Origin of the sequence: Jeongeupia sp. HS-3 (assembly GCF_015140455.1) — a bacterium.
GTDB lineage: Bacteria > Pseudomonadota > Gammaproteobacteria > Burkholderiales > Chitinibacteraceae > Jeongeupia.
In genome coordinates this window covers 107438-131525 of the sequence record NZ_AP024094.1, presented here as the reverse complement: position 1 = coordinate 131525, position 24088 = coordinate 107438, and the positions used below count along the sequence as shown (strand labels likewise).

The window sequence follows — 24088 nt, the reverse complement described above, 5'->3', positions numbered from 1 at the left end:
ATGGCGCGGCCGGTTCGGGAAAAGGGGCCGGGTCTGATGCGCTCTCCTTATCGATGGGTGGGTTGAAGGGGACTCACGTCCGCGCGAATTCGGGCTCCAGCGCGGCGTACAGCCGGCGGAACCGTTCCAGCCGGGGTTGCAGCACCTCGGCAAGCTCGGGATTGGGAACAATCGCTTCGGCCACCGGCGGCACGGTGCACACGGCGTCGACCGCCTCGCCGCTGACGGCAAGTCGCGCCAGCCGGCTGGCGCCGAACGCGCCGCCGAAATCGCCGTTGGCATGGCGCAGCAGCGTGATGCCGGTGGCGCTGGCGATCAGCTCTCCCCAGAAACGGCTGCGCGATCCGCCGCCGACGAAGGACGCGGTCTCGACGCGGCTGCCGGTCGCCGCCAGCGCGGCATAACCGTCGGCAAGGCCGAAGGCGACGCCTTCCATCACCGCATAGCCGATCGCCGCGCGCTCGCCGGCATTCGAGAGGCCGACGAGCACGCCGCTCGCACTGGCGTTGTTGTGCGGCGTGCGCTCGCCGTTCAGATAAGGCAGGAACAGCGGCGCGCGGCGCGGGTCGACGCCTTGCGCCAGCCCGGCAAGATCGCCGACCGGCGTCTGCGTCAGCCGCGATGCCCACGACAGGCTGGCAGCGGCCGAGAGCATCACGCTCATCTGGTGCCAGCGCTGTGGCAAGGCGTGGCAGAACGCATGCACCGCCTGTGCCGGATTGGGCAGGAAACGCTCGTTGGCGACGAACATCACCCCCGAGGTGCCGAGCGAGATAAACGCATTGCCCGGCGCCACCGCACCGATGCCGACAGCGGCGGCGGCGTTGTCGCCGGCACCGCCGGCAACGATGACCTCGTGATCCAGCCCCCAGTCGGTGGCCAGCGCGGGCCGCAGCGCCGCACCGGCTTGCGAGCCCTCGACCAGGCGCGGCATGTGGGCGCGGCTCAGCCCGGTAGCGCTCAGCATCCGGTCGGACCAGTCACGTTTGGCGACATCGAGCCACAGCGTGCCGGCGGCGTCGGACATCTCCGACACGAACTCGCCGGTCAGGCGGAAGGCGATGTAATCCTTGGGCAGCAAGACCTTGTCGACCCGGGCGCGGATCGCCGGCTCGTACTTCTGCAGCCACAGCAGCTTGGGCGCGGTGAAGCCGGGCATCGCCAGATTGCCGGTGATCTGCCGCGATTGCGGCACCAGCGCTTCCAGTTCGACACATTCGGCGTGGGCACGGGTGTCGTTCCACAGGATCGCCGGGCGCAGCACGCGCTGGTGCTTGTCGAGCAGCACCGCACCGTGCATCTGCCCCGACAGGCCGATGCCGCGCAGCGCGGCGAATGCATCGGGCGCGGCACTGCGCACCTTGTCGATCGCCTTCAGCGTGGCATGCCACCACTCGTCCGGGCTCTGCTCGGACCACAGCGGCTGCGGGTTGGCGATGGCCAGTTTGACCGAGTCGCTGGCCAGCACCCGCTGGCTCTCGTCGACCAGCATGGCCTTCACTTCGGAAGTGCCGAGGTCTATGCCCAGAAATGTCACGATGTACTCTCCCCTCCCGGCGCCGTCGGGGCGCAGGATAGTGATCTGTTTGGGTATGGGAATCAGCGAATGGTCAGGCCACGCTGAGGCAGGCCGCGTTCAGTTGCTGGCAACTTCGGAACTTCGATGGCGGCATGTTTTTCTGCGCCAGGAAGTGCCGGTTGAAGTTGGACACATTGTTGAAGCCGACCAAGAAGCAGATTTCGGTGACGGTGAACTCGCTGCTCGCCAGCAGCTCGCACGCCCGGTTGATCCGCATCCGGTTGATGCACTGCACCACCGACATGCCGGTGTGCCTGCGAAAATAACGCGAGAACGCGCTGACGCTCTGCCCGGCCAGCTCGGCCAGATCGGCCTCGGGCAGATCGCTGGCCAGGTTTTCGCCGATGTACGACAGCACCTGGTTGATCGTCGACGACATGTAATGTTTCGGGTCGGCGCGGTAGCCGGCGCTGGCGAGCGGCTGGCGGTGCTCGCACCGCGCCAAGAGATCGAGCAGCGACAGGAACAGCACGATGCGGCGGCTTCCCTGCGCGTCCAGCAGCTCTTCAAAGATCGGTTTGGCTGCGGCGGCGGTGTGCGCGCAGAACACCAGACCGCGCTGCGATTCGGCCAGCAGCTTTTGCGTGTGCGCCAGTTCCGGGAACGCGGCGATACCCTTGCTGATGTATTCGGCCGGAAACTGCACGATCAGGCCGCGCCGCGCCACGCTTTCGCCATCGGGCAGCTCACTGACCCAGTTGTGCGGCAGGTTCGGCCCGGTCATCACCAGATTGCCCGGGGCGAAGTCACCGATGAAATCGCCGACGAAATACTTGCCGCTGGTTTCGGCGATCAGCTGGATTTCGTATTCCGGGTGGTAGTGCCAGCGTACGGTGCGGAACGGGTAACCGTGATACCAGACACGGAACGATTCATTGCCCTGCAATTCGACGACTTCAAGGTCTGGGGTCATGCTGCTGCTCCTTTCCCGGCACCCGGCAGCGCCAGCAGCGCGACCAAGGGCAAACTGGCGGAAAACGGACGGGTGCTTGAGTGCGCGCATCGGCGTTTCCTCAACGACCGAAGACGGACATGGAAACGGCGCTCGCGCTGTAGCAGCCATTAAACACGGCATGGCGACGCGACCAATCCGGGTTTCCCCCTAGCACGGCGGCGAGACGCGTCCGGGCGACGCACACCGGAGCCATTCCGCCTGACAGATCCATCGCTTTCATCGCCGTGCTCCGTGTGTCTTATCCAGTCCGGCCCGCTCTTGCCTCACCGGGGTCTTTGCCCCAAAGCGGTGCCTCCATTGCCGCAACCCGGATGCCATCGGGCTGAGCGAGGTTGAAACATAATTTTTATGACTACATACGAACAACCACAAAAACCCGCAAAACCCGATACTTTTTTGCACAAAACCCTTGTCCAAGATCATGAAAAGCTGAAGTTTTTTGCGGCGCACTACATCTGCAAGACACGCCGGCGCTAGAATTCGCCGCCGCACGCATTGCGGTGCACCGGTCGCGCGAGCGCCCCGAAACCGTGCAACCGCACGACCGAAAAAAGCTGCAAACACCCACCATGCCGACGAAAATCGGTAGCAAATGCATCGATTGGCGCTGCCCTCAGGAAGACCCGGCATGATCTTCGACCAGTTCAATCTCGTGCTGCTGCTGTTGCAGCAGATGTGCGTTTACCTCGTGATCGCCTATCTGCTGTCGAAAACTCCGCTGTTCACACCGCTGATGCAGGTGACGATCCGGCTGCCGCACAAGCTCGCGTGTTATCTGATTTTTTCGACCTTCTGCGTCCTCGGCACCTATTTCGGCCTGCACATCGATGACTCGATCGCCAACACCCGCGCGATCGGTGCGGTGCTCGGCGGGCTGCTGGGCGGGCCGTCGGTGGGGCTGGCGGTCGGCTTTACCGGCGGGCTGCACCGCTATTCGCTCGGCGGGCCGACGGCGACCGCATGCATGATCTCGACCGTCACCGAGGGGCTGATCGGCGGGCTGGTGCACCGCTACCTGATCCGCCGCGGTCGCGTCGACATCCTGTTCAAGCCCTTGCTGGTCGGCTGCGTCGCGTTGTTTGCCGAGGTGATGCAGATGCTGATCATCCTCGCCGTCGCCCGGCCGTACGCAATGGCGGCGCAACTCGTCGAGCACATCGCCTTGCCGATGCTGGTGACCAACACCGTCGGCAGCGCGATGTTCATGCGCATCCTGCTCGACCGGCGGGCGATGTTCGAGAAGTACTCGACCGCTTTCTCGTCGCGCGCGCTGAAAATCGCCGCCCGTGCCGAAGGCGCGCTGCGCGACGGCTTCAATCAGGAGAACAGCACCAAAGTTGCGCGCATCATCTACGAGGAGACCGGCGTCGGCGCGGTGGCGATCACCGATCGCGACAAGCTGCTCGCCTTCATCGGCATCGGCGACGACCACCACCTGCCCGGCACGCCGATCACCTCCGCGTACACCTTCGAGGCGATCGCCCGCAACGAGGTCGTGTTCGCCGACGGCAACGCCATGCCCTACCGCTGCTCGATCCGGCCCAACTGCCCGCTCGGCTCGACGCTGGTGATCCCGCTACAGGGCGAAGGCGACCGCGTCGTCGGCACGATCAAGCTGTACGAACCCAAGCGCAAACTGTTTTCGAGGCTCAACCGCACCCTCGGCGAAGGCATCGCCAAGCTGCTGTCGCGGCAGATCCTCGCCGGGCGTATCGATGCGCAGCAGCAGTTGCTGGCGCAGTCCGAGATCAAGCTGCTGCACGCGCAGGTGAACCCGCACTTCCTGTTCAACGCGCTGAACACCATCAGCGCGGTGATCCGCCGCGACCCGGACCACGCACGCAGGCTGATCCAGTACCTGTCGACCTTCTTCCGCAAGAACCTCAAGCGCCCGAGCGATGTGGTGACGCTGGCCGACGAGCTTGAACACGTGAACGCCTACCTGCAGATCGAACTGGCGCGCTTCGCCGGCCGGCTCGATGTCGAGATCGACCTGCCCGAGCGATTTCTGGCGGTGCAGCTGCCGGCGTTTTCGCTGCAGCCCATCGTCGAGAACGCGATCAAGCACGGCACCTCGCAGCTGCTCGGCCACGGACGAATCCGCATCCATGCCCATGCCGATGACGGCAGCGACACGCTCTCGCTCGTGGTCGAGGACAACGCCGGCCTCTACCACCCCGAACCGGGTGGCGACGGGCTCGGCATGAGCCTCGTCGACCGCCGCATCAAGGCGCGTTACGGCACGGGCTTCGGCGTGGCCGTCGAGTGCGAACCCGAGCTCGCCACCCGCATCATCCTGAACCTGCCGCTCGCCGCGCGGCCCCAGCCCGAGCAAACACCATGATCAAGATCCTGATCGTCGACGACGAACCGCTGGCCCGCGACGAACTCGCCGACCTGCTCGCCCCCGAGGCCGACCTGCAGGTGATCGGCCAGGCCGGCAACGCCGTCGAAGCCATTGCCGCCATCAACCGCCTGCATCCGGACGTGGTGTTCCTCGACATCCAGATGCCGCAGATTTCCGGCCTGCAGCTGCTGACGATGCTCGATCCGGAACGCATGCCGCACATCGTGTTCGTCACCGCCTTCGACGAATTCGCCGTGCAGGCGTTCGAGGAACACGCGTTCGACTACCTGCTCAAACCGGTTGAACCGGCGCGGCTGGCCAAGACGCTGGCACGGCTGCGGAAGGAACGCGGGCCGCAGCCACTGGGCGCGATCGGCGGCAACGTGCCGCTGACGCAACTGCCGTGCTACGGCCACAACCGCGTCTACCTGCTCAAGGTCGAGTCGGTCGAGTACGCGCTGTCAAGGCTCAGCGGCGTCTATCTGGTCGACGCCGACGGCAACGAGCACTTCACCGAGCTGACGCTAAAAACGCTGGAGGACAAGACGCCGCTGCTGCGCTGCCACCGCCAGCACCTCGTCAACCCGGCACGGATTGCCGAGATCCGCTTCGGCGACAACGGCGCCGCCGACATCCACACCCACGGCGGGCTGACGGTGCCGGTGAGCCGGCGCTTTCTACGTGCGGTCAAGGATGCGCTCGGCATCATCTGACGCCCGGCCCCGCCGGCAGGCGCCAACCGCTCGCCCCCGTTCCGGCACCGCTCGCATCCGCCGGCGACCGCTGACCCGATCCGGCAACCGTTCCATCAAGCCACGCGCATAAGGTGGCGGCATCCCATCTCACCAACCGGAGTGCCGCCATGGATCACGCCCTGACGTTCGTGATCGCCACCATTTGCATCCTGATGATCTGCTACCGCCTGTACGGGGTGTTTTTCGTCCGCAAGGTGTTGCGAGCCGATGATACAAAAATCACCCCCGCCCACGAACTCAAGGACGGCAAGGATTACCTGCCGACCAACAAGTGGGTGGCCTTCGGCGGCCACTTCGCCGCGATCGCCGCCGCCGGCCCGCTGGTCGGCCCGGTGCTGGCCGCGCAGTACGGCTATCTGCCGAGCTTTTTGTGGCTGCTGATCGGCTGTGTGATCGGCGGCGCGGTGCACGATACCGTAGTGCTGTTCGCATCGATGAAGCATCGCGGCAAGTCGCTGTCCGAAGTCGCCAAGGCCGAACTCGGCCCGGTCGCCGGCTGGTGCACCGGTCTGGCGATGCTGTTCATCATCACCATCACCATGGCCGGGCTGTCGATGGTCGTGGTGCATGCGCTCGAACGCAATCCGTGGGGTGCGTTCGCCGTGTTCATGACGATCCCGATCGCGATCTGCGTCGGCCTGTGGGAAAAAATGACCGGCAGCATGAAGAACGCCAGCTATGTCGGCATTGCCGCGATCATGGCCTGTGTGTTCGCCGGCCCCTACATCCAGCACACCGTGATCGGTGAATGGCTGTCGCTGAACGCCAAGACCGTCTCGCTGCTGCTGCCGATCTACGCCTTCTTCGCCACCGCGCTGCCGGTGTGGATGCTGCTGACGCCGCGTGCCGCGCTGTCGAGCTTCATGAAGATCGGCGTGTTCGGCCTGCTGATCGTCGGCGTGGTGTTCATCAACCCGCAGATCCAGTTCCCCGCAGTCACCGACTTCATCCACGGCGGCGGCCCGGTGCTGGCCGGCCCGGTCTGGCCGTTCATTTCGATCACCATCGCCTGCGGCGCGATCTCGGGCTTCCACGCCTTCATCGGTTCGGGCACCACGCCCAAGCAGATCGACAAGTGGAGCGACATCCTGCCGGTCGGCTTCGGCGCGATGCTGGCCGAATGCCTGGTCGGCGTGATGGCCCTCGTCGCCGCAACCGCGCTGCACCCGGCCGACTACTTCGCGATCAACTCGACCCCGGAAGTGTTCAAGACCCTGGGCATGGACGTGATCCACCTGCCGGCGCTGAGCCAGTCCATCGGCCTCGACCTGCAGGGCCGCACCGGCGGCGCGGTCACGCTGGCCGTCGGCATGGCCGACATCTTCACCAAAATCCCGTGGTTCTCGTCGCTGGCGTCGTACTTCTTCCAGTTCATGGTGATGTTCGAAGCCGTATTCATCCTCACCGCCATCGACTCGGGCACCCGCGTCTCGCGTTACCTGCTGCAGGATTTCCTCGGCGACCTGTGGGCACCGCTCAAGCGCACCGACTGGATGCCCGGCGCGATCGGCACCAGCATCCTGGCCTGCATCGCCTGGGGCTACCTGCTGAACTCGGGCGACATCAACTCGGTGTGGGCGCTGTTCGGCGTATCGAACCAGCTGATGGCCTCGGTCGGCCTGATCATCGGCGCCACCGTCATCCTGCGCATCGCCGACAAGCGCGTGTACATGCTGACCTGCCTGATCCCGCTGGCTTATCTGTTCGTGACGGTGAACTACGCCGGTTACTGGATGATCGACCACGTCTACTTCAACGCCGCATCCAAGGGTTACAACGTCTTCAACGGCATCATCTCGATCGTGATGATGGCGCTGGGTGCGGTGATCCTGCTTGCGGCTCTGAAGAAGTGGAAGGAAATGCTGGGCCTCACCCCGGCGGCACGGCTGAAACTGGCGCAAGCCTGATTCACTCCCCCCCCAAAAAAAACCGCTGGTCCACCAGCGGTTTTTTTCGTCCAGACTCAGTTCGACGATGTGCGCACGCAGCGATAGCTCAGCACAGCACCATCGAAATGGCCGGCCAGGTGCGCATCGGCCGGGCACACCGCGTAGGTCCAGCCACGATAGAGCTGCACCGATTGATGCGGCGCCACCGTGCGCTCCTGCACCTCGGTGTCCGGGCCGATTTGGGGGAGTTTGCTGCACGGCCAATTACCGTTGCTCGCGCCCGGCAAGGCGCAACCCAGCATGCGTACCGGCTTGGAACAGGTATTGCGGTAGAGCGGATCGTCCTGCGGCGACGCTTCGGCCTTTGCCGGCTGCAGGCAATCCACCGCCTCGGGCACGCGGGTATCGGCCGTTGCCACCGGCACGGCGCTAGTAGCGATCAGGGCAAGCAGGAGCAAACGATACGGGGCCATGAGAGCCTCCTGGTCTAAACGTTCTAAACGTGAGCCGCGCGGCACCTGATTCCGCTATAGCGGATTTGCCCATCCGCGCCTAACACCCAAGACAAATGGTCGCCCCCGGCCAAAATACTGATGCAAAATGTCGAGAAACTTTCTTTTCATGACAATTATCAATGTCAGCGCCGTCTACCCGCTTTCACAATGCCTAAGCGCCCGACACACCGATCAATCCCCCTCCGGATCCACCCATGAATCTCGCCCGTTTTGCGATCCCGCTATTTCTGCTCGCCAGCCTTTGCGCCCATGCCGCCGATGACGACGGCCCACCGCTGCGCAAGGATCTGAACGAACAGGTGCTGATGCTGCCGGCCAAGCCGGGCATCTTCGGCTTCGATCTCGAGACCACGCTGTACAAACCCGATGGTCCGGGGCCGTTTCCGCTGGTGGTGATCAACCACGGCAAGAATTTTGGCCAGACGTACTATCAGGATCGCGTGCGCTACACGGTGATGGCTCAGGAATTCCTCAAGCGCGGCTATATCGTCGCGCTGCCAATGCGGCGCGGCTTCGGCAAATCGGGCAGCAGCTACCCGTTCGAGGGCTGCAACCTGGCGCAGGACGCGCGCAATCAGGCCGACGACGTTGCCAAGGCCATCGAACTCTTGCGCCAGCGACCTGACGTCGACGGCAGCCGGATTCTGGTCATGGGCCAGTCACACGGCGGCTTCACCAGCCTGGCGCTCGCCGAGCGCAACATCCCCGGAATGAAGGCGGTGCTGAATTTCGCCGGAGGGCTGTACTACAGCCAGGACTGGCCCGGCTGCACTTGGGAGCCGTCGATCAACAGCGCGTTCGAAGCGCTCGGCAAGGACGCTAAAGTCGATTCGCTGTGGTTCTACGGAGAAAACGACTCGCTGTTTCCACCCAGAATCGCCCAATCGTTCTTCACCCGCTACACCAAGGCCGGCGGCCGCGCCGAGCTGGTGAGTTTCCCGGCCTTCCGCCAGAACGCCCACCTCATGTTCGGCACGCGCGAAGGCTTCGAGAACATCTGGTGGCCCAAGGCCGAGCCCTTCCTCAAGGCGCATGGCTTGCCAACGGCGGTAATCAACCCGCAATACGTCGATCCGCCCGCGCCCAAACCCAGCGGCTATGCAGAGATGACGAACGTCGATGCACTGCCCAAACACGTCAATGACGAAAGCCGGGCCGAGTACCGCAAGGTGATCACCGACCAGCCTTCCCCTCGCGTCGTCGCCCTCAACCCCGACGGCCCCGGTTTCGCGTTTCTTTCGGGTTATGGCGACTCTGGCGCGGCACGTTACTACGCACTGAAGATGTGCCAATCGGTCGCCAGAAAGCCATGTCAGATCTATCTGCTCGACGACGTCGTCATCTGGCCCAAACCGGCAGCGGTAACAAGCGAGACCACCGCTACCGCCAAACCCGCGAGCGCACCTGAAAGCTGAACCCGACTGCGGTAAACTCGCCCTTTTCCTGCGCCGACCTGAGAGCCCCGCCATGCCCGTGAATCTGCCCGAACTCGATCCCGCCCAACTGCACGCCGTCGCCGGCGTTGAAATCGGCATTGCCTCCGCCGGCGTCAAGACGGTCGGCCGCAAGGACGTGACGGTGTTCCGATTCGCCCCGGGCACGCGCGTGGCCGGTGTGTTCACGCTCAACCGCTTCTGTGCTGCGCCGGTGCGTATCTGCCAGAGCCATCTGGCCGAAACCGGCGAGATTCGCGCCATGGTGATCAACACCGGCAACGCCAATGCCGGCACCGGGCTGGATGGCTTTGATCGCGCCAAAAAGATCTGCCTCGCCACCGCCGAGCTGATGGGCGTGGCCCCGGTCGAAGTGCTACCGTTCTCGACCGGCGTGATTCTCGAACCGCTGCCGCACGAGAAGATCATCGCCGCCCTGCCTGCCGCCAAGGCCGATCTGCTGCCTTCCAACTGGGCCGCCGCCGCGTACTCGATCATGACCACCGACACCGCACCGAAAGCGAAATCGCTGCAAGTGCAGATCGGCGGCAAGCTGGTCACCATCACCGGTATCGCCAAGGGCGCCGGCATGATCCACCCGAACATGGCCACCATGCTCGGCTACGTCGCCACCGACGCCTGCATCAGCCAGTCGCTGCTGCAGGAACTGGTGAAGTGGGCCGCCGACCGCTCGTTCAACTCGATCACCGTCGACGGCGACACCAGCACCAACGACAGCTTCATCCTCGCCGCCACCGGCCAGGCCGGCAACGCCGAAATCAACGACGAAGCCTCGGCCGATTTCTCGCTGCTGCGCGACGCCGTGCTCGAAGTCAGCCAGTACCTCGCCAAGGCCATCATCCGCGACGGTGAAGGCGCAACCAAGTTCATGACCATCAAGGTAGAGGGTGGCAAGACCCGGGACGAATGCAAAACGGTCGGCTACGCGATAGGCAAATCGCCGCTGGTGAAAACCGCCTTCTTCGCCTCCGACCCCAACCTCGGCCGCATCCTCTGCGCGATCGGCTACTCGGGCGTCGACGCGCTTGATGTCGACAAGCTCGAAGTCTGGCTCGACGACGTCCTCGTCGCCAAAGACGGCGGCCGCCATCCGGACTACAAGGAAGAAGACGGCCAGCGCGTGCTCAAACAGTCCGAAATCACCATCACGGTGAAGCTGAATCGCGGCGATGTCGAAGCGACGGTGTGGACGTGCGATTTCAGTTATGACTACGTGAAGATCAATGCAGATTACCGGTCTTGATGAATGCGCTGTAATTGGAAAAACGCCGGCAATGTTACCGGCGTTTTTTAATTTTAGCTCGGATGGGCGCGGCAACACACCGCACAACACGGACGCGGTGCACACTCGAAGAAATTTTATTGCAATAAAAAAACAGAACATCATAAATCGCCAACATTATCAGACGCGTCGACATATTTTTATATTCACTGCATTAACAACACCTAAAAATACGGGAGGAATTCGGTGTCAGCATCCGCATACAAAGACCATCCAGTAAGAGCATTAGTATCTCAAATTCTTGAGATGCAAGCCGCGCCGGAATTTGCTGAGCCGAGTGTAGCGAGTAGTGAGCAGTACGCGTTTGCTCGGGATAAGGTATTTGCAATAGCTCACGCGATTAATGAATTACTCCATCGCACACCGGCAGAACTAACCAGTACTCATGCACTTAGTCAGCTTCAAAACGGACTACAAACCCCATTGAGCGAGCTAACAGCATTTCTAGCAAACAAGAATCCAGGACACCTTAGCAATGCTGCCGCACAGTTTGATCAAAACGTGCTTCCGCACCTTTGGGGTTTTGTCCCTCAGCTTCAAAACCTGTCTCAAAACTCTTTTTCCCACTTACTGGAATCCCAAGCCACCGTATCGCGTGAATCCATCCGACAGCTCGGAGCACAACGAGACGACTTAGCCGCAAGGCTTCACGAACTTACAACCCAAGCCGAAACTCAAGCAGCAAGGCTTGATACTCTCGCAGAAGGGGCTGCCAAGGAACGTGCGGAGGCAGTAGCTACAGTTGCGAAGCTTGAGCAGTTGTTTGCGCAAAAAGAAACTGATCGAGCAAGTATATTTGAGACTGCCGTTTCCGAACTGAGAAAGGACTTCAAGGTTTTTGAAAATGAATCCAGGATCGAAAGTGCAGCACTAATCACCAATCTAGAAGATCAACGCACTCAAGCCGCTCGCATTGTTCAAGTTGTCGGTAACATCGGCGTCACGGGGAACTATCAACAAATTGCAAATACTGAGGCAACCCAAGCCAATTTCTGGCGTTGGGTAACTGTTGCAATCTTCAGCACCGGTGTTGCTGTCGCAGCTGCAACATTCATCAAATTTTGGGGCCAGCCTTTCTCATCTGAAAACGCATGGTCTGTCGCGATTCGTCTTCTTTATGCCTTAGCCATCACTGCACCTGCTTGGTATACCGCTCGCGAATCTGCACGCCATCGAACTAACTCGGATCGAGCGAGACAGACGGAACTCGAGCTTGCATCAATAGGCCCTTTCATTGAACTCATGCCAGAAGAGAAAAAGGTGCAGATTCGCGAGCAACTCACTCCCTCGTACTTCGGAAAAACGGTAGAAGCACACACCGCGAACAACCCACTTGATGCTGCAGCAGTAAAAGATTTGGCAATAGAACTTGTCAAGGCCCTTAAAAAGTAAATAAAGAAATGCCGGCCTATCTCTCAATCAGGCAAGCTGACTAAGGCCCGCATTTTATTTCAAGAGCTAGGGACCTAATTCACCTACACCCAAACAGCAACGCCGGCTAATGCCGGCGTTGCTGTTTGCACAATTGATCAAACCGATCAAGTCACCACCGTCGGCGCATCCCTTCCAGTCAACCCCTTGATATTCGCCAGTTCACGCGATGCGGCAATCAGCGGCGCCAGCGCGTCCTGCGCATCCAGATCCAAACGCTCGCGCTCGGGTTGTTCCAGATACACCCGCAGCGTCGCACCGTCGGTGCCGGTGCCGGAGAGCCGGTAGACGATGCGCGCGCCGTCGTTGAAGATCACGCGGATGCCCTGCTTGGCGCTGTGGCTGCCGTCGACCGGGTCGTCGTAGGCGAAGTCGTCGGCGAGCACGACGCGTTTGCCGGCGATTTCACTGCCGGCGAGTAGAGGCAACTTGGCGCGCAGGCCGTCGACCAGCGTGTTGGCGGCGGCGGTATCGATGCCTTCGAAATCGTGGCGGCTATAGTAATGGCGGCCGAAGCGTGCCCAGTGTGCTTCGAGTAGTTCGTCGATCGACTTGCCGGTTGTGGCGACGAGGTTGAGCCAGCACAGCACGGCCCAGACGCCGTCCTTCTCGCGCACGTGGTCGGAGCCGGTGCCGTAGCTTTCCTCGCCGCACAGCGTGACCTTGCCGGCGTCGAGCAGGTTGCCGAAGAATTTCCAGCCGGTCGGCGTTTCGAAGCATTCGATGCCCAGCTCGCGCGCGACGACGTCGACGGCGCACGACGTCGGCATCGACCGCGCCACGCCGGCCAGGCCCTTGGCGTAGCCCGGGATCAGCGTGGCGTTGGCGGCGAGCACTGCCAGACTGTCGGATGGCGAGACGTTGTGCTTGCGGCCGACGACCATATTGCGGTCGGCGTCGCCATCGCTGGCTGCGCCAAAATCCGGTGCATTGTTGCTGCGCATTGCATCGATCAGCTCGGTCGCATGCGCCGGATTCGGGTCCGGGTGGTGGCCGCCGAAGTCTTCCAGCGGCACGCCGTTGACGACCGAGCCGGTCGGCGCACCGAGCAGTCCTTCGATAATCCGCGTCGCATACGGGCCAGCTGCGGCGCTCATCGCGTCGAAGCGCAGCGTGTGGCCGGCGGCGAACCAGGCGCGGATCGCATCGAAATCGAACAGCTGCTGCATCAGCTCGGCGTAGTCGTCGACCGGGTCGATGACGTCGACCATCATGTCGCCGACTTGGTAGTGACCGAGGGTGTCGAGATCGAACGTGGCCGACTCGGTGATCCTGTATTCGCTGATCGTCTGCGTCACGGCGTAGATCGCGTCGGTGATCTTCTCGGGCGCCGGGCCGCCGTTGCCGATGTTGTACTTGATGCCGAAATCGCCATCCGGGCCGCCGGGATTGTGCGACGCCGAGAGGACGATGCCGCCGGCGGCGCCGTGCTTGCGGATCACGCAGCTGACCGCCGGCGTCGACAGTAGCCCGCCCTTCCCGACCAGCACCCGCGCCACGCCGTTGGCTGCAGCCATGCGCACGATGGTGTCGACGGCCACGCGGTTATGAAAGCGGCCGTCGCCGCCGAGCACCAGCGTGCAACCTGCCAGCGGCACCGTGTCGAAAATCGCCTGAACGAAGTTCTCCAGATAGTGTGGCTGCTGGAACACGGTGACTTTCTTGCGCAGGCCCGAGGTGCCGGGCTTCTGGCCGTCGAACGCGCGGGTGGAAATGGTTTGAATGGTCATGGGGGAATCATGCAAGTTGACACCGCCTGCAAGGCGGGAAAAACGTATCTTAACCCGATCGTTGCCCGCCCGCCCAATGACAGGCATCACAAGGGAAACATGTGCTTTTAGCGATCAATTTACTGCGAAATCTCAAGGCATTCCAATAACGAATACCCTAAATTGGATGCAGCCGGAACCGTGTTCCTTCCCCTTGACCCAACACGCTGACCGGCCCACACGAAGGAGCGCAATATGAGTGATGACAAGAAAAAGCTGACAACCAATAGTGGCTGTCCCGTCGCCGACAATCAGAACGTTCTGACCGCCGGCCCGCGCGGCCCGCAACTGCTGCAAGACGTCTGGTTTCTGGAAAAACTCGCCCATTTTGATCGCGAAGTAATCCCGGAACGGCGCATGCACGCCAAGGGCTCCGGCGCCTACGGCACCTTCACCGTTACGCATGACATCAGCAAATACACCAAGGCAAAAATCTTTTCGCAAGTCGGCAAGAAAACCGAGATGTTCGCACGCTTCACCACCGTGGCCGGCGAGCGCGGCGCGGCCGATGCCGAGCGCGATATCCGCGGCTTTGCCTTGAAGTTCTACACCGAAGAAGGCAACTGGGATCTGGTCGGCAACAATACGCCGGTGTTCTTCATGCGCGATCCGTTGAAGTTTCCCGATCTGAACCACGCAGTGAAACGCGATCCGCGCACCAATATGCGCAGCGCCAAGAACAACTGGGATTTCTGGAGTTCCTTACCGGAAGCCTTGCATCAGGTCACCATCGTGATGAGCGACCGTGGCATTCCCGCCAGCTACCGTCACATGCACGGCTTCGGCAGCCACACCTTCAGCTTCATCAATGCCCAGAACGAGCGGCACTGGGTGAAGTTCCACTTCAGAACCCAACAGGGCATCCGCAACCTCACCGATGCCGAAGCCGAAGCCGTGTGCGGCAAGGATAGAGAAAGCCACCAGCGCGATCTGTACGAAAGCCTTGAAAAAGGCGATTTCCCGAAATGGACGCTGTTCGTGCAAATCATGCCGGAAACCGATGCGTCCAAGGTGCCTTACAACCCCTTCGATCTGACCAAGATCTGGCCACACAAGGATTACCCGCTGATCGAAGTCGGCGTCATGGAACTGAACCGCAACCCGGAAAACTTCTTTGCCGAAGTCGAGCAAGCGGCATTCAACCCGGCCAACATTGTCCCCGGCATCAGTTTTTCACCGGACAAGATGCTGCAGGGGCGCTTGTTCTCCTACGGTGATGCACAGCGCTACCGGCTGGGCGTGAACCACCACCTGATTCCGGTGAATGCCCCGCGCTGCCCGGTGCACAGCTACCACCGCGACGGCGCAATGCGCACCGACGGCAATCACGGCGGCACGCTCGGCTATGAGCCGAACAGCTACGGCGAATGGCAGCAGCAGCCCGATTTTGCCGAACCGCCATTGGCGCTCGAAGGCGCGGCCGACCACTGGAATCATCGCGTCGACACCGATTACTACTCGCAACCGGGTGCGCTGTTCCGGCTGATGACACCGGCACAGCAGCAGGTGCTGTTCGAGAACACCGCCCGCAACATCGGCGGTGCGCCGCGCGAGATCCAGCTCCGCCATCTGAGCAACTGCACCAAGGCCGATCCGGCCTATGGCAAGGGCATCGCCGATTTGCTGGGTATTCCCTTGAGCGACATTCCGGCTTAAGGCGATACACGCACCAAGCAAAACGGGCGCTTCAGGCGCCCGTTTTTTCATCTCCCCGCCCTTTGAACCGCGAGCACGCCGCAGCCACTGTTTCAGAGACGACCTGATACTGCTCGGGTGCCGATCAATCCTGCCTGGGCTCCATGCCGGCAATCAGCGCTGGCATGCGCTGGGCACACCCATCGCCCAAACAAGCGCAGCCACCCCGAACAGGCCATCACCCAAGAATAGCGGCACGCTATTTTTCCCAATAAAATCAATAACTTGAACCGACATCGCGCGCTGGCCTTGCCTTGTAAAGTAGAGTAAAATACTCAACTTTCTGCCGCCATACCATCGCCGCCATGCTTGCCCGCCTGCGTGAAAATATCCGAGTCGTTTTTGATCGCGACCCCGCCGCCCGTTCGGTCTGGGAAGTGATCACCTGTTACCCGGGCTTTCACGCACTGACGCTGCATGTTGTCGCCAACGGCCTGTGGCGGCGTGACTTCAAGCTGCTGGCGCGCTTTATCTCGCACATCGGCCGTTTTCTCACCGGCATCGAAATCCACCCTGGCGCCACCATCGGCCAGCGCGTGTTTCTCGATCACGGCATGGGCATTGTGATCGGCGAAACCGCCGAGATCGGCGACGACTGCACGCTGTACCACGGCGTCACGCTCGGCGGCACCTCGTGGAACAAGGGCAAGCGTCATCCGACCCTGGAAGCCGGCGTGATCGTCGGTGCCGGTGCAAAAATCCTCGGCCCGATCACCATTGCCGCCGGCGCCAAGGTTGGCTCCAACGCGGTGGTGGTCAAACCCGTTCCCGCCGGCGCCACTGCGGTAGGCAATCCGGCGCGGATCATCGAATCGAGCACCGACAGTGCACGGATGCAAAAAGCCGAGCAACTGGGTTTCTCGGCTTACGGCATTTCCGGTGACATCAACGACCCGGTGGTCAAGGCCATCCATGGCCTGCTGGATCACTCGGTCAACACCGATGCCAAGGTCGAGGCGATCTTGAAGAAGCTCGAACAACTCGGCGTCGATTGCAGCGCGGAACGCGCCAAAACCGACCAGTTCGATCCGAACTATCTGAACAAGATTGTTGAATGAACAGACGTCGGACGCAGTCGGAATAGCCGAGTAATTCAGTCAAGTTTTTAGTTGACTAAAATGCTAGGGTATTTTACGATCAGACCGATCATCGAAGGATTGAAGAGCGCACGATGCGACTGACCACCAAGGGCCGATTTGCCGTTACCGCCATGCTCGACCTCGCCCTGCGCGAAGCCGGTGGCCCGGTGACGCTGTCCGGCATCAGTGAGCGGCAGCAAATCTCGCTTTCCTATCTTGAACAGCTGTTTGGCAAGCTGCGCCGGCGCGAACTCGTCGACAGCGTACGCGGGCCCGGTGGCGGTTACTGTCTGGCGCGACCTTCAAGCGAAATCACCGTCGCGGCGATCATTTGCGCCGTCGACGAGCCGATCGATGCCACCCAGTGCGGTGGCAAGGAAAACTGTCTGGAAGAGCACCGCTGCATGACCCACGATTTGTGGAGCGGGCTCAACGCCACCATCTTTGAATTTCTCTCGTCGGTCACGCTGGCGCAACTGGTCGAGAAGCAGCAAGAAAAACTGCGCCGCCGCGCAGACGCCGCCAATGTACTCGTCGATGCGCGCAACGTTCGACACAGTGAATTTCCCGCCCAGCGATAGTCCGGGCACACAGGAGCACCCGCACAATGAAGAAGCCGATCTACCTCGATTACTCCGCCACCACCCCGGTCGATCCGCGCGTGGCGCAAAAGATGATTCCGTACCTGACCGAGATTTTCGGTAACCCGGCGAGCCGCTCGCACGCCTATGGCTGGGACGCGGAAGCTGCGGTCGAGGAAGCGCGCGAACAAGTTGCCGCCTTGCTCAACGCCGACCCGAAGGAAATCGTCTTCACCTCGGGCGCGACCGAGTCAGACAACCTCGCGATCAAGGGTGCGGCCAACTTCTACAAGACCAAGGGCAAGCACATCATCACGGTGAAGACCGAGCACAAGGCCGTGCTTGACCCGTGTCGCGAGCTTGAACGCCAAGGCTTTGAAGTCACCTATCTGGACGTCAAGGAAGACGGCCTGATCGATCTGGACGTGTTCAAGGCCGCGCTGCGCCCGGATACCATCCTCGTGTCGATCATGTTCGTGAACAACGAAATCGGCGTGATCCAGGATGTCGAAACCATCGGCGAGATCTGCCGCGAACGCGGGATCATTTTCCACGTCGATGCTGCTCAAGCCACTGGCAAGGTCGAAATCGACCTGCAGAAGCTCAAGATCGACCTGCTGAGCATGTCGGCGCACAAGACCTATGGCCCGAAAGGCATCGGCGCGCTGTACATCCGCCGCAAGCCGCGTGTGCGCCTCGAAGCACAAATGCACGGCGGCGGTCACGAGCGTGGTTTCCGTTCGGGCACGCTGGCGACGCACCAGATCGTCGGCATGGGCGAAGCCTTCCGCATTGCCCGTGAAGACATGGCCGCCGAGCTTGAGCGCACCCGCATGCTGCGTGATCGCCTCTGGGCCGGTCTGTCCGATATCGAAGAAACGCATCTGAACGGTGACATGGCACAGCGCGTGCCGCACAACCTCAACGTCAGCTTCAACTTCGTCGAAGGCGAATCCTTGATCATGGCATTGAAAGACCTGGCGGTGTCGTCGGGTTCGGCATGCACTTCGGCCTCGCTCGAACCGTCTTATGTGCTGCGCGCGCTGGGCCGTTCGGACGAACTGGCGCACAGCTCGATCCGCTTCAGCATCGGCCGCTTCACCACCGAGGACGACATCGACTTCGCGGTGAAGCTGATCCACGAAAAGATCGGCAAGCTGCGCGAGCTGTCGCCGTTGTGGGATATGTACAAGGAAGGCATCGATATTTCGACCATCGAATGGGCCGCCCACTAATCGCATCCGCGGCGTGCGGGCTGGCGTTGTTGCCGCCCCGCTCGTGGGCATAATGCCCACCTCGCGAACCGGCGCCTAGCCTGCCCTTTCGGCGCGGCGCGATTGAATAGTTAATGTGCCGACTCACTGATCCGGCGCTCACTGAAACAGAGGTAATCGAAATGGCATACAGCGAAAAGGTCCTCGACCACTACGAAAACCCGCGCAATGTTGGCGCGTTCGACAAGGGTGACGACGCGATCGGCACCGGCATGGTCGGCGCTCCGGCCTGTGGCGACGTGATGAAGCTGCAGATCAAGGTCGGCGCCGATGGCATCATCGAAGATGCAAAGTTCAAGACCTACGGTTGTGGCTCGGCGATTGCATCGAGCTCGCTGGTGACCGAATGGGTCAAGGGCAAGACGCTGGACGAAGCGCTGTCGATCAAGAACACCCAGATCGCCGAAGAACTGGCCTTGCCGCCGGTCAAGATCCATTGCTCGATTCTCGCCGAAGATGCAATCAAGGCCGCCGTGGCCGACTACAAGAAAAAGCACGACTGATGTCGCGCCAGGGGCGGGCGCAAGCTCGCCGCCTGTTTCAGGAGTAAACAAGACATGGCTCTCACACTCACCGAACCTGCTGCACAGCACATCGCCAACTTTATCGCCAAGCGCGGTAAGGGCCTTGGCATTCGCTTGTTCGTGAAAACCGCCGGCTGCTCGGGCATGGCGTACAAACTGGAGTTTGTCGACGTCGCGGTCGAAGACGACCTCGTATTCGAAAGCTTCGGCGTGCGCCTGTACACCGACGCCAAAAGCCTGGCGTACATCGACGGCACCGAGCTCGATTTCACCAAGGAAGGCTTGAACGAAGGCTTCAAGTTCAACAATCCGAACGTGAAGAACGAGTGCGGCTGTGGCGAGAGCTTCCACGTCTGACCCCCGCCGGCCGGCCTGTGCGCCGGCCTGATGGATCGCTGATGAATTTCGATTTCGCCCAATCCCACTTCACGCTCTTCGATTTGCCGCAGACCTTTGCGCTGGATCGCCGTGCGCTCGACGCGCGCTACAAGGCGCTGCAAACCGACTACCACCCGGATCGTTTCGCCAGCCATGACGACGCCACGCGGCGCATGAGCTTGCAGATCGCCACCCGCGTCAACGAGGCGTACCAGACGCTGAAGTCGCCGCTGGCGCGCGGCCGGTACTTGCTGTCACTCGCTGGCGTCGATACCGAGGAAGAAACCAATACGGCGATGCCGATTGATTTCCTCATGGCGCAGATGGAATGGCGTGAAGCGATTGCCGAGACCCGTGCCGGCCGCAGTGTTGATGCGCTGGAAGCACTCAACCGCGATCTGGCCACCGAGACCGCCGCGCTGACCGAAGAACTGGGCGATCTTATCGATATCGATCGCGATTACCCCGCCGCCGCGATGGCCGTGCGCAAGCTGCGCTTCCTCGAAAAGCTGAACGAGGAAATCGGCGATGCCATCGAATCGGTGCTTTTTTAGCGTTGGCGAACGCGGGTTCCACTACCCCGCCCGCGCCCACGTGCAAACACGTTTTTACTAGCTGCGAACCATGGCCCTACTGCAGATTTCCGAGCCCGGCCTTTCCGCCGCGCCGCACCAGCACCGCCTCGCGGTCGGCATCGACCTTGGCACGACCAATTCGCTGGTCGCAACCGTCCGTAGCGGCAGCGCAGCCTGTCTGCCCGACGACGCCGGCCGCATGTTGCTGCCGTCCATCGTCCACTACGCCGCCGACGGCGTTGTCACGGTGGGCCACGGCGCACAGAAAAAACTCAATCAGGACCCGGCCAACACCGTCGTCTCAGTCAAGCGCTTCATGGGCCGCGGACTGACCGACGTTGCCGATGCCGCCACGCCTTACCGTTTCGTCGACGAGCCGGGCATGCTCAAGCTCTCGACCGCGGGCGGGATCAAAAGCCCGGTCGAAGTCTCGGCCGACATCCTCAAGGCGCTGCGCGCCCGCGCCGAGCAGAGCCTCGGCGGCGAACTCGTCGGCGCGGTGATCACCGTCCCGGCTTATTTTGACGATGCCCAGCGCCAGGCCACCAAGGATGCCGCGCGGCTGGCCGGCCTGAACGTGCTGCGCCTGCTGAACGAACCAACCGCCGCAGCCATTGCCTACGGGTTGGATAATGCGGCCGAAGGCACTTACGTCGTCTATGACCTCGGCGGCGGCACCTTCGACGTCTCGATTCTCGAGCTCACGCGCGGCGTGTTCGAAGTCCGCGCAACCAGCGGCGACTCGCAACTGGGCGGCGACGACTTCGATCACCGGCTGTATTGCTGGATACTCGAAGAAGCCAAGCTCTCGAAGCTGAACGACAAGGACGCACGCCTGCTGCTGACCCGCGCGCGTCAGGCCAAGGAAGAACTCACCGACCACGATCACGCGCAGATCACCGCCAAACTCTCGGACGACACAGTCATCGATGTCGAACTCACGGCCGAGGTCTTCCAGCAGATCACCGCACATCTGGTGCAGAAAACCATCACCCCGGTGCGACGCGCGCTGCGCGATGCCAAGCTGTCGGCCAACGACATCAAGGGCGTCGTCCTCGTCGGCGGCGCCACGCGTATGCCGCACGTGCGCCGCGCGGTCGCCGAACTGTTTGGCAAGCCGCCGCTGACCAACCTCGACCCGGACAAGGTCGTCGCCATCGGTGCGGCGATGCAGGCCAATGTGCTCGCCGGCAACAAGGGCGACGACGACTGGCTGCTGCTGGACGTGATTCCGCTGTCGCTCGGCCTGGAAACAATGGGCGGCCTGGTCGAGAAGGTCATCCCGCGCAACAGCACCATCCCGACCGCGCGCGCGCAGGAATTCACCACCTTCAAGGATGGCCAGACCGCGATGGCGATCCACGTGCTGCAGGGCGAGCGCGAGCTGGTATCCGACTGCCGCTCGCTGGCACGCTTCGAGCTGCGCGGCATTCCGCCGATGGTCGCCGGCGCGGCACGCATCCGTGTGACCTTCCAGGTCGACGCCGATGGCTTGTTGAGCGTGTCGGCGCAGGAGCAAAGCTCGGGCGTTGCCGCGAGCATCGTCGTCAAACCGTCGTACGGGCTGTCGGACGACGAAATCGGCCGCATGCTCAGTGATTCGATGGCGCACGCCAGTGACGACCTCGAAGCCCGCAAGCTCGCCGAAGCCCGCGTCGATGCCGAAGGCATCATCAACGCCACGCTGGCCGCGCTAGCTCAGGATGGCGATCTGTTGAACGCCGCCGAGCGCGCCGATATCGACGCCGCCCTGGCCGCATCGCAAGCCGCCAATACCGGCGACGATGCCCATCTCATTCGCACCGTGGCCGAAGCGCTCAATCAGACCAGCAGCGATTTTGCCGCTCGCCGGATGGATAGAGCCGTGAGCCGCGGGCTGGCTGGCCACAAGGTCAGCGACTTCTAAGGGGACCGAAAACCATGACCCAAGTTGTTGTATTGCCTCACCCGATACTCTGCCCCGAGGGCGCGGTGTTCGATGCAAAGCCCGGCACATCGATCTGCCAAGCGCTGCTCGAAAACGATATCGAAATCGAACACGCTTGCGAGATGTCCTGCGCCTGCACCACCTGTCATGTGCTGATCCGCGAAGGCCTTCAGAGCCTCGAACCCGCCGAAGAGCTGGAAGAAGACCAGCTCGACAAGGCCTGGGGGCTGGAGCCGTGCTCACGGCTGTCGTGCCAGGCGCTGGTCGCCGATGCCGAGCTGGTGGTCGAGCTGCCCAAATACACCATCAACCTCGCGCGCGAGCACCACTAAAATGGCGTCCGAGAGCCAGCAACGCGTTGCCGCTGCGCTTGAGGCTGCCGGCGTTGAAACCCGCATCGTCGAATTCGACGCGTCGACCCGCACCTCGCAAGATGCCGCCACGGCGATCGGCTGCAGCGTGGCGCAGATCGCCAAATCGGTGATCCTGCGCGCCAAAGCCAGCGAGCGCCATGTGCTGGTCGTGACCAGCGGCGCCAATCGCGTCTGCGAGAAAACCGTTGCGGCCTTGGTCGGCGAGAAAATCGGCCGTGCCGATGCCGACTTCGTTCGTGCCAAGACCGGTTTCGTCATCGGCGGCGTCGCGCCGATCGCCCATGCCGAAGCCCCGATCACGCTGATCGACGAAGACCTGCTTGCTCATGCCGAACTGTGGGCCGCCGCCGGCACGCCGAACAGCGTGTTCGCGCTGGCACCGCAGCATCTGGTCACGCTCACCGGCGGCCGCGTCGCCAAAATCAAAGAGGAAAGCCAGCCATGAAATGGACCGATAGCCGTCTGATCGCCATCGAACTCTCCGAAGCCCACCCGGAAATCAGCCCGCTCAAGGTCAATTTCGTCGACCTGCGCAACTGGGTGATGGCGCTGCCGGATTTCAACGACGACCCCAAGCATTGCGGCGAAAAGATTCTCGAAGCGATCCAGCTGGCGTGGATCGACGAAGCCGACGAAGACTGAGCGTCGTCCCCGCAAGACCGTTAGGCCAACGTCGGCAAAGGACGTTGGCCTTTTTGCTGCCCAGCTTACTACGGTAGATAGGCTAGAATCGTCGCCACGACCGAGCCCAGATCCCATGCCACCCGCCACCGCTCTCAGCCCTGCCCAACTTGTCCGCGCCGCCCGCCACCGTCTTGAATCATTGCTGGCCGATGGCGGCCGCGACACGCCGTTCGCCACCGACATCCTCACCATCGCCAAGGCAGTGCAACTGGCTTGCGCCCAGAACAGCAGTGTCGCGCTGGCGCAAATCCTGCTCGACCAGCGCAGTGCCTACCCGTCGCGACACGCCTGCGATGTCGCCATCGTGGTCGAACTGGTGCTCGCCCGGCTGGGCTACCCGCGCGCCGAACGCCTGCCGGTGCTGGCCGCCGCGCTGACGATGAATCTGGGCATGCAGGCACTGCAGACCACGCTGGCGACGCAAACCACGCCGCTCAGCGCCGAGCAGCGCGAGGCCATGCAGCAGCATCCGCAAAGCAGCCGCGATGCGCTGCGCCTCTTGGGCGTCGCCGATACGCTGTGGCTCGATTGCGTGCTGCAGCATCACGAAGTGCCCGATGGCAGCGGCTATCCGCAGCAACTGCAAGGCGATGCGATTCGCTTCGAAGCGCGCCTGCTCGGTCTGGCCGACCGCTATTGCGCGCTGCTGACCCAAAGCGCCTGGCGGCACGCACAGCACGCCGACGCCGCGCTGAAGCAAAGCCTGGCCGGCGATGTCGATGCCAAGCTGGCGCGGCTGTTCACCGAAACCGTCGGCGTCTATCCGCCCGGTAGCACCGTCTCGCTCGTCAATGGCGAAACCGGCGTCGTCCGCGCTCCCGGCGAGCACGCCGATGCGCCGCGCGTTGCAGTGCTTAGCGGGAGCGAAGTGATCGAGCGCGATACCCGGCAAGCCGAATTCCGCGTCGTCGCGATTGTCGACACGCCCATAGCCGCACTCAACGCCGAGGCCATCTGGGGCCGCGATGCGCTGGGCAGCGACAACTAAACCATCCCTTCCGATCCCGATACGAGTTTCAAC

At 62.2% G+C, this 24088-nt stretch carries 22 protein-coding genes; 18 read left to right on the top strand and 4 right to left on the bottom strand.

Annotated features, from left to right (window positions below; translation table 11 throughout):
- Nucleotides 1-73 precede the first annotated feature (73 nt).
- Entirely contained in the window at nucleotides 74-1537 is a 1464-nt protein-coding gene (xylB, locus tag JLC71_RS00715) for a xylulokinase (RefSeq protein WP_236250930.1), read from the bottom strand.
- 73 nt (nucleotides 1538-1610) lie between these two features.
- Nucleotides 1611-2492 carry an AraC family transcriptional regulator gene (locus JLC71_RS00710; protein ID WP_200916779.1) on the bottom strand — a complete coding sequence of 294 codons (882 nt, stop codon included), beginning with the start codon at nucleotides 2490-2492 and terminating at the stop codon, nucleotides 1611-1613.
- Between the two features lie 670 nt (nucleotides 2493-3162).
- On the opposite strand from JLC71_RS00710, the gene JLC71_RS00705 reads away from it, so the two are divergent.
- From JLC71_RS00705 to JLC71_RS00695, 3 genes are all read left to right on the top strand, one after another.
- Nucleotides 3163-4878 carry a sensor histidine kinase gene (locus tag JLC71_RS00705; protein WP_305066875.1) on the top strand — a complete coding sequence of 572 codons (1716 nt, stop codon included), beginning with the start codon at nucleotides 3163-3165 and terminating at the stop codon, nucleotides 4876-4878.
- A complete protein-coding gene (gene btsR, locus JLC71_RS00700; RefSeq protein ID WP_200916778.1) occupies nucleotides 4875-5594 on the top strand; it encodes a two-component system response regulator BtsR in 720 nt (239 codons plus the stop codon). Before JLC71_RS00705 ends, btsR begins: the two co-directional genes overlap by 4 nt.
- 149 nt (nucleotides 5595-5743) lie before the next feature.
- Nucleotides 5744-7543, top strand: coding sequence for a carbon starvation CstA family protein (locus JLC71_RS00695; RefSeq protein ID WP_200916777.1), 1800 nt, complete (start codon nucleotides 5744-5746; stop codon nucleotides 7541-7543).
- Between the two features lie 56 nt (nucleotides 7544-7599).
- Here the strand turns inward: JLC71_RS00695 and JLC71_RS00690 are convergent, their stop codons facing one another.
- Nucleotides 7600-7998 (bottom strand): hypothetical protein, encoded by a 399-nt coding sequence (locus JLC71_RS00690; protein WP_200916776.1) that lies wholly within the window; start codon nucleotides 7996-7998, stop codon nucleotides 7600-7602.
- 236 nt (nucleotides 7999-8234) lie between these two features.
- On the opposite strand from JLC71_RS00690, the gene JLC71_RS00685 reads away from it, so the two are divergent.
- The 3 genes from JLC71_RS00685 to JLC71_RS00675 all read left to right on the top strand — a co-directional run bounded on the left by JLC71_RS00685 (nucleotide 8235) and on the right by JLC71_RS00675 (nucleotide 12168).
- The gene (locus tag JLC71_RS00685; RefSeq protein WP_200916775.1) at nucleotides 8235-9455 is read left to right on the top strand and encodes a dienelactone hydrolase family protein; all 1221 of its coding nucleotides are present in this window, start codon (nucleotides 8235-8237) and stop codon (nucleotides 9453-9455) included.
- Between the two features lie 52 nt (nucleotides 9456-9507).
- Nucleotides 9508-10737 carry a bifunctional glutamate N-acetyltransferase/amino-acid acetyltransferase ArgJ gene (gene argJ, locus JLC71_RS00680; RefSeq protein WP_200916774.1) on the top strand — a complete coding sequence of 410 codons (1230 nt, stop codon included), beginning with the start codon at nucleotides 9508-9510 and terminating at the stop codon, nucleotides 10735-10737.
- A gap of 225 nt (nucleotides 10738-10962) precedes the next feature.
- Nucleotides 10963-12168 carry a hypothetical protein gene (locus tag JLC71_RS00675; RefSeq protein WP_200916773.1) on the top strand — a complete coding sequence of 402 codons (1206 nt, stop codon included), beginning with the start codon at nucleotides 10963-10965 and terminating at the stop codon, nucleotides 12166-12168.
- A 146-nt stretch (nucleotides 12169-12314) separates the two neighbouring features.
- On the opposite strand, the gene JLC71_RS00670 is transcribed toward JLC71_RS00675, so the two are convergent.
- Nucleotides 12315-13937, bottom strand: coding sequence for an alpha-D-glucose phosphate-specific phosphoglucomutase (locus JLC71_RS00670; protein ID WP_200916772.1), 1623 nt, complete (start codon nucleotides 13935-13937; stop codon nucleotides 12315-12317).
- A 234-nt stretch (nucleotides 13938-14171) separates the two neighbouring features.
- Between JLC71_RS00670 and JLC71_RS00665 the strand changes: the two genes are divergently transcribed.
- From JLC71_RS00665 to JLC71_RS00610, 12 genes are all read left to right on the top strand, one after another.
- Nucleotides 14172-15632, top strand: coding sequence for a catalase (locus JLC71_RS00665; protein WP_200916771.1), 1461 nt, complete (start codon nucleotides 14172-14174; stop codon nucleotides 15630-15632).
- Between the two features lie 344 nt (nucleotides 15633-15976).
- Entirely contained in the window at nucleotides 15977-16729 is a 753-nt protein-coding gene (cysE, locus tag JLC71_RS00660; protein WP_200916770.1) for a serine O-acetyltransferase, read from the top strand.
- 113 nt (nucleotides 16730-16842) lie between these two features.
- On the top strand, nucleotides 16843-17331 hold the full coding sequence (iscR, locus tag JLC71_RS00655; RefSeq protein ID WP_200916769.1) for a Fe-S cluster assembly transcriptional regulator IscR: 489 nt from the start codon (nucleotides 16843-16845) through the stop codon (nucleotides 17329-17331).
- A 26-nt stretch (nucleotides 17332-17357) separates the two neighbouring features.
- The gene (locus JLC71_RS00650) at nucleotides 17358-18566 is read left to right on the top strand and encodes an IscS subfamily cysteine desulfurase (RefSeq protein WP_200916768.1); all 1209 of its coding nucleotides are present in this window, start codon (nucleotides 17358-17360) and stop codon (nucleotides 18564-18566) included.
- Nucleotides 18567-18727: 161 nt separating this feature from the next.
- Nucleotides 18728-19108, top strand: a complete 381-nt coding sequence (gene iscU / locus JLC71_RS00645) for a Fe-S cluster assembly scaffold IscU (RefSeq protein ID WP_200916767.1) — start codon at nucleotides 18728-18730, stop codon at nucleotides 19106-19108.
- A 54-nt stretch (nucleotides 19109-19162) separates the two neighbouring features.
- Complete coding sequence (gene iscA / locus JLC71_RS00640) at nucleotides 19163-19486, top strand: iron-sulfur cluster assembly protein IscA (RefSeq protein WP_200916766.1); 324 nt, start codon at nucleotides 19163-19165, stop codon at nucleotides 19484-19486.
- A gap of 41 nt (nucleotides 19487-19527) precedes the next feature.
- Nucleotides 19528-20061: a Fe-S protein assembly co-chaperone HscB gene (hscB, locus tag JLC71_RS00635; protein ID WP_200916765.1), complete on the top strand. Its 534-nt coding sequence runs from the start codon at nucleotides 19528-19530 to the stop codon at nucleotides 20059-20061.
- A 70-nt stretch (nucleotides 20062-20131) separates the two neighbouring features.
- The gene (hscA, locus tag JLC71_RS00630; protein ID WP_200916764.1) at nucleotides 20132-21988 is read left to right on the top strand and encodes a Fe-S protein assembly chaperone HscA; all 1857 of its coding nucleotides are present in this window, start codon (nucleotides 20132-20134) and stop codon (nucleotides 21986-21988) included.
- 14 nt (nucleotides 21989-22002) lie between these two features.
- On the top strand, nucleotides 22003-22341 hold the full coding sequence (fdx, locus tag JLC71_RS00625) for an ISC system 2Fe-2S type ferredoxin (RefSeq protein ID WP_200916763.1): 339 nt from the start codon (nucleotides 22003-22005) through the stop codon (nucleotides 22339-22341).
- Between the two features lies 1 nt (nucleotide 22342).
- Nucleotides 22343-22828 (top strand): YbaK/EbsC family protein, encoded by a 486-nt coding sequence (locus JLC71_RS00620; RefSeq protein WP_200916762.1) that lies wholly within the window; start codon nucleotides 22343-22345, stop codon nucleotides 22826-22828.
- Nucleotides 22825-23025: a Fe-S cluster assembly protein IscX gene (gene iscX, locus JLC71_RS00615; RefSeq protein WP_200916761.1), complete on the top strand. Its 201-nt coding sequence runs from the start codon at nucleotides 22825-22827 to the stop codon at nucleotides 23023-23025. The genes JLC71_RS00620 and iscX overlap by 4 nt, the downstream gene beginning before the upstream one ends.
- Before the next feature lie 115 nt (nucleotides 23026-23140).
- The gene (locus tag JLC71_RS00610) at nucleotides 23141-24055 is read left to right on the top strand and encodes an HD-GYP domain-containing protein (protein WP_200916760.1); all 915 of its coding nucleotides are present in this window, start codon (nucleotides 23141-23143) and stop codon (nucleotides 24053-24055) included.
- The last annotated feature ends 33 nt before the right edge of the window (nucleotides 24056-24088 follow it).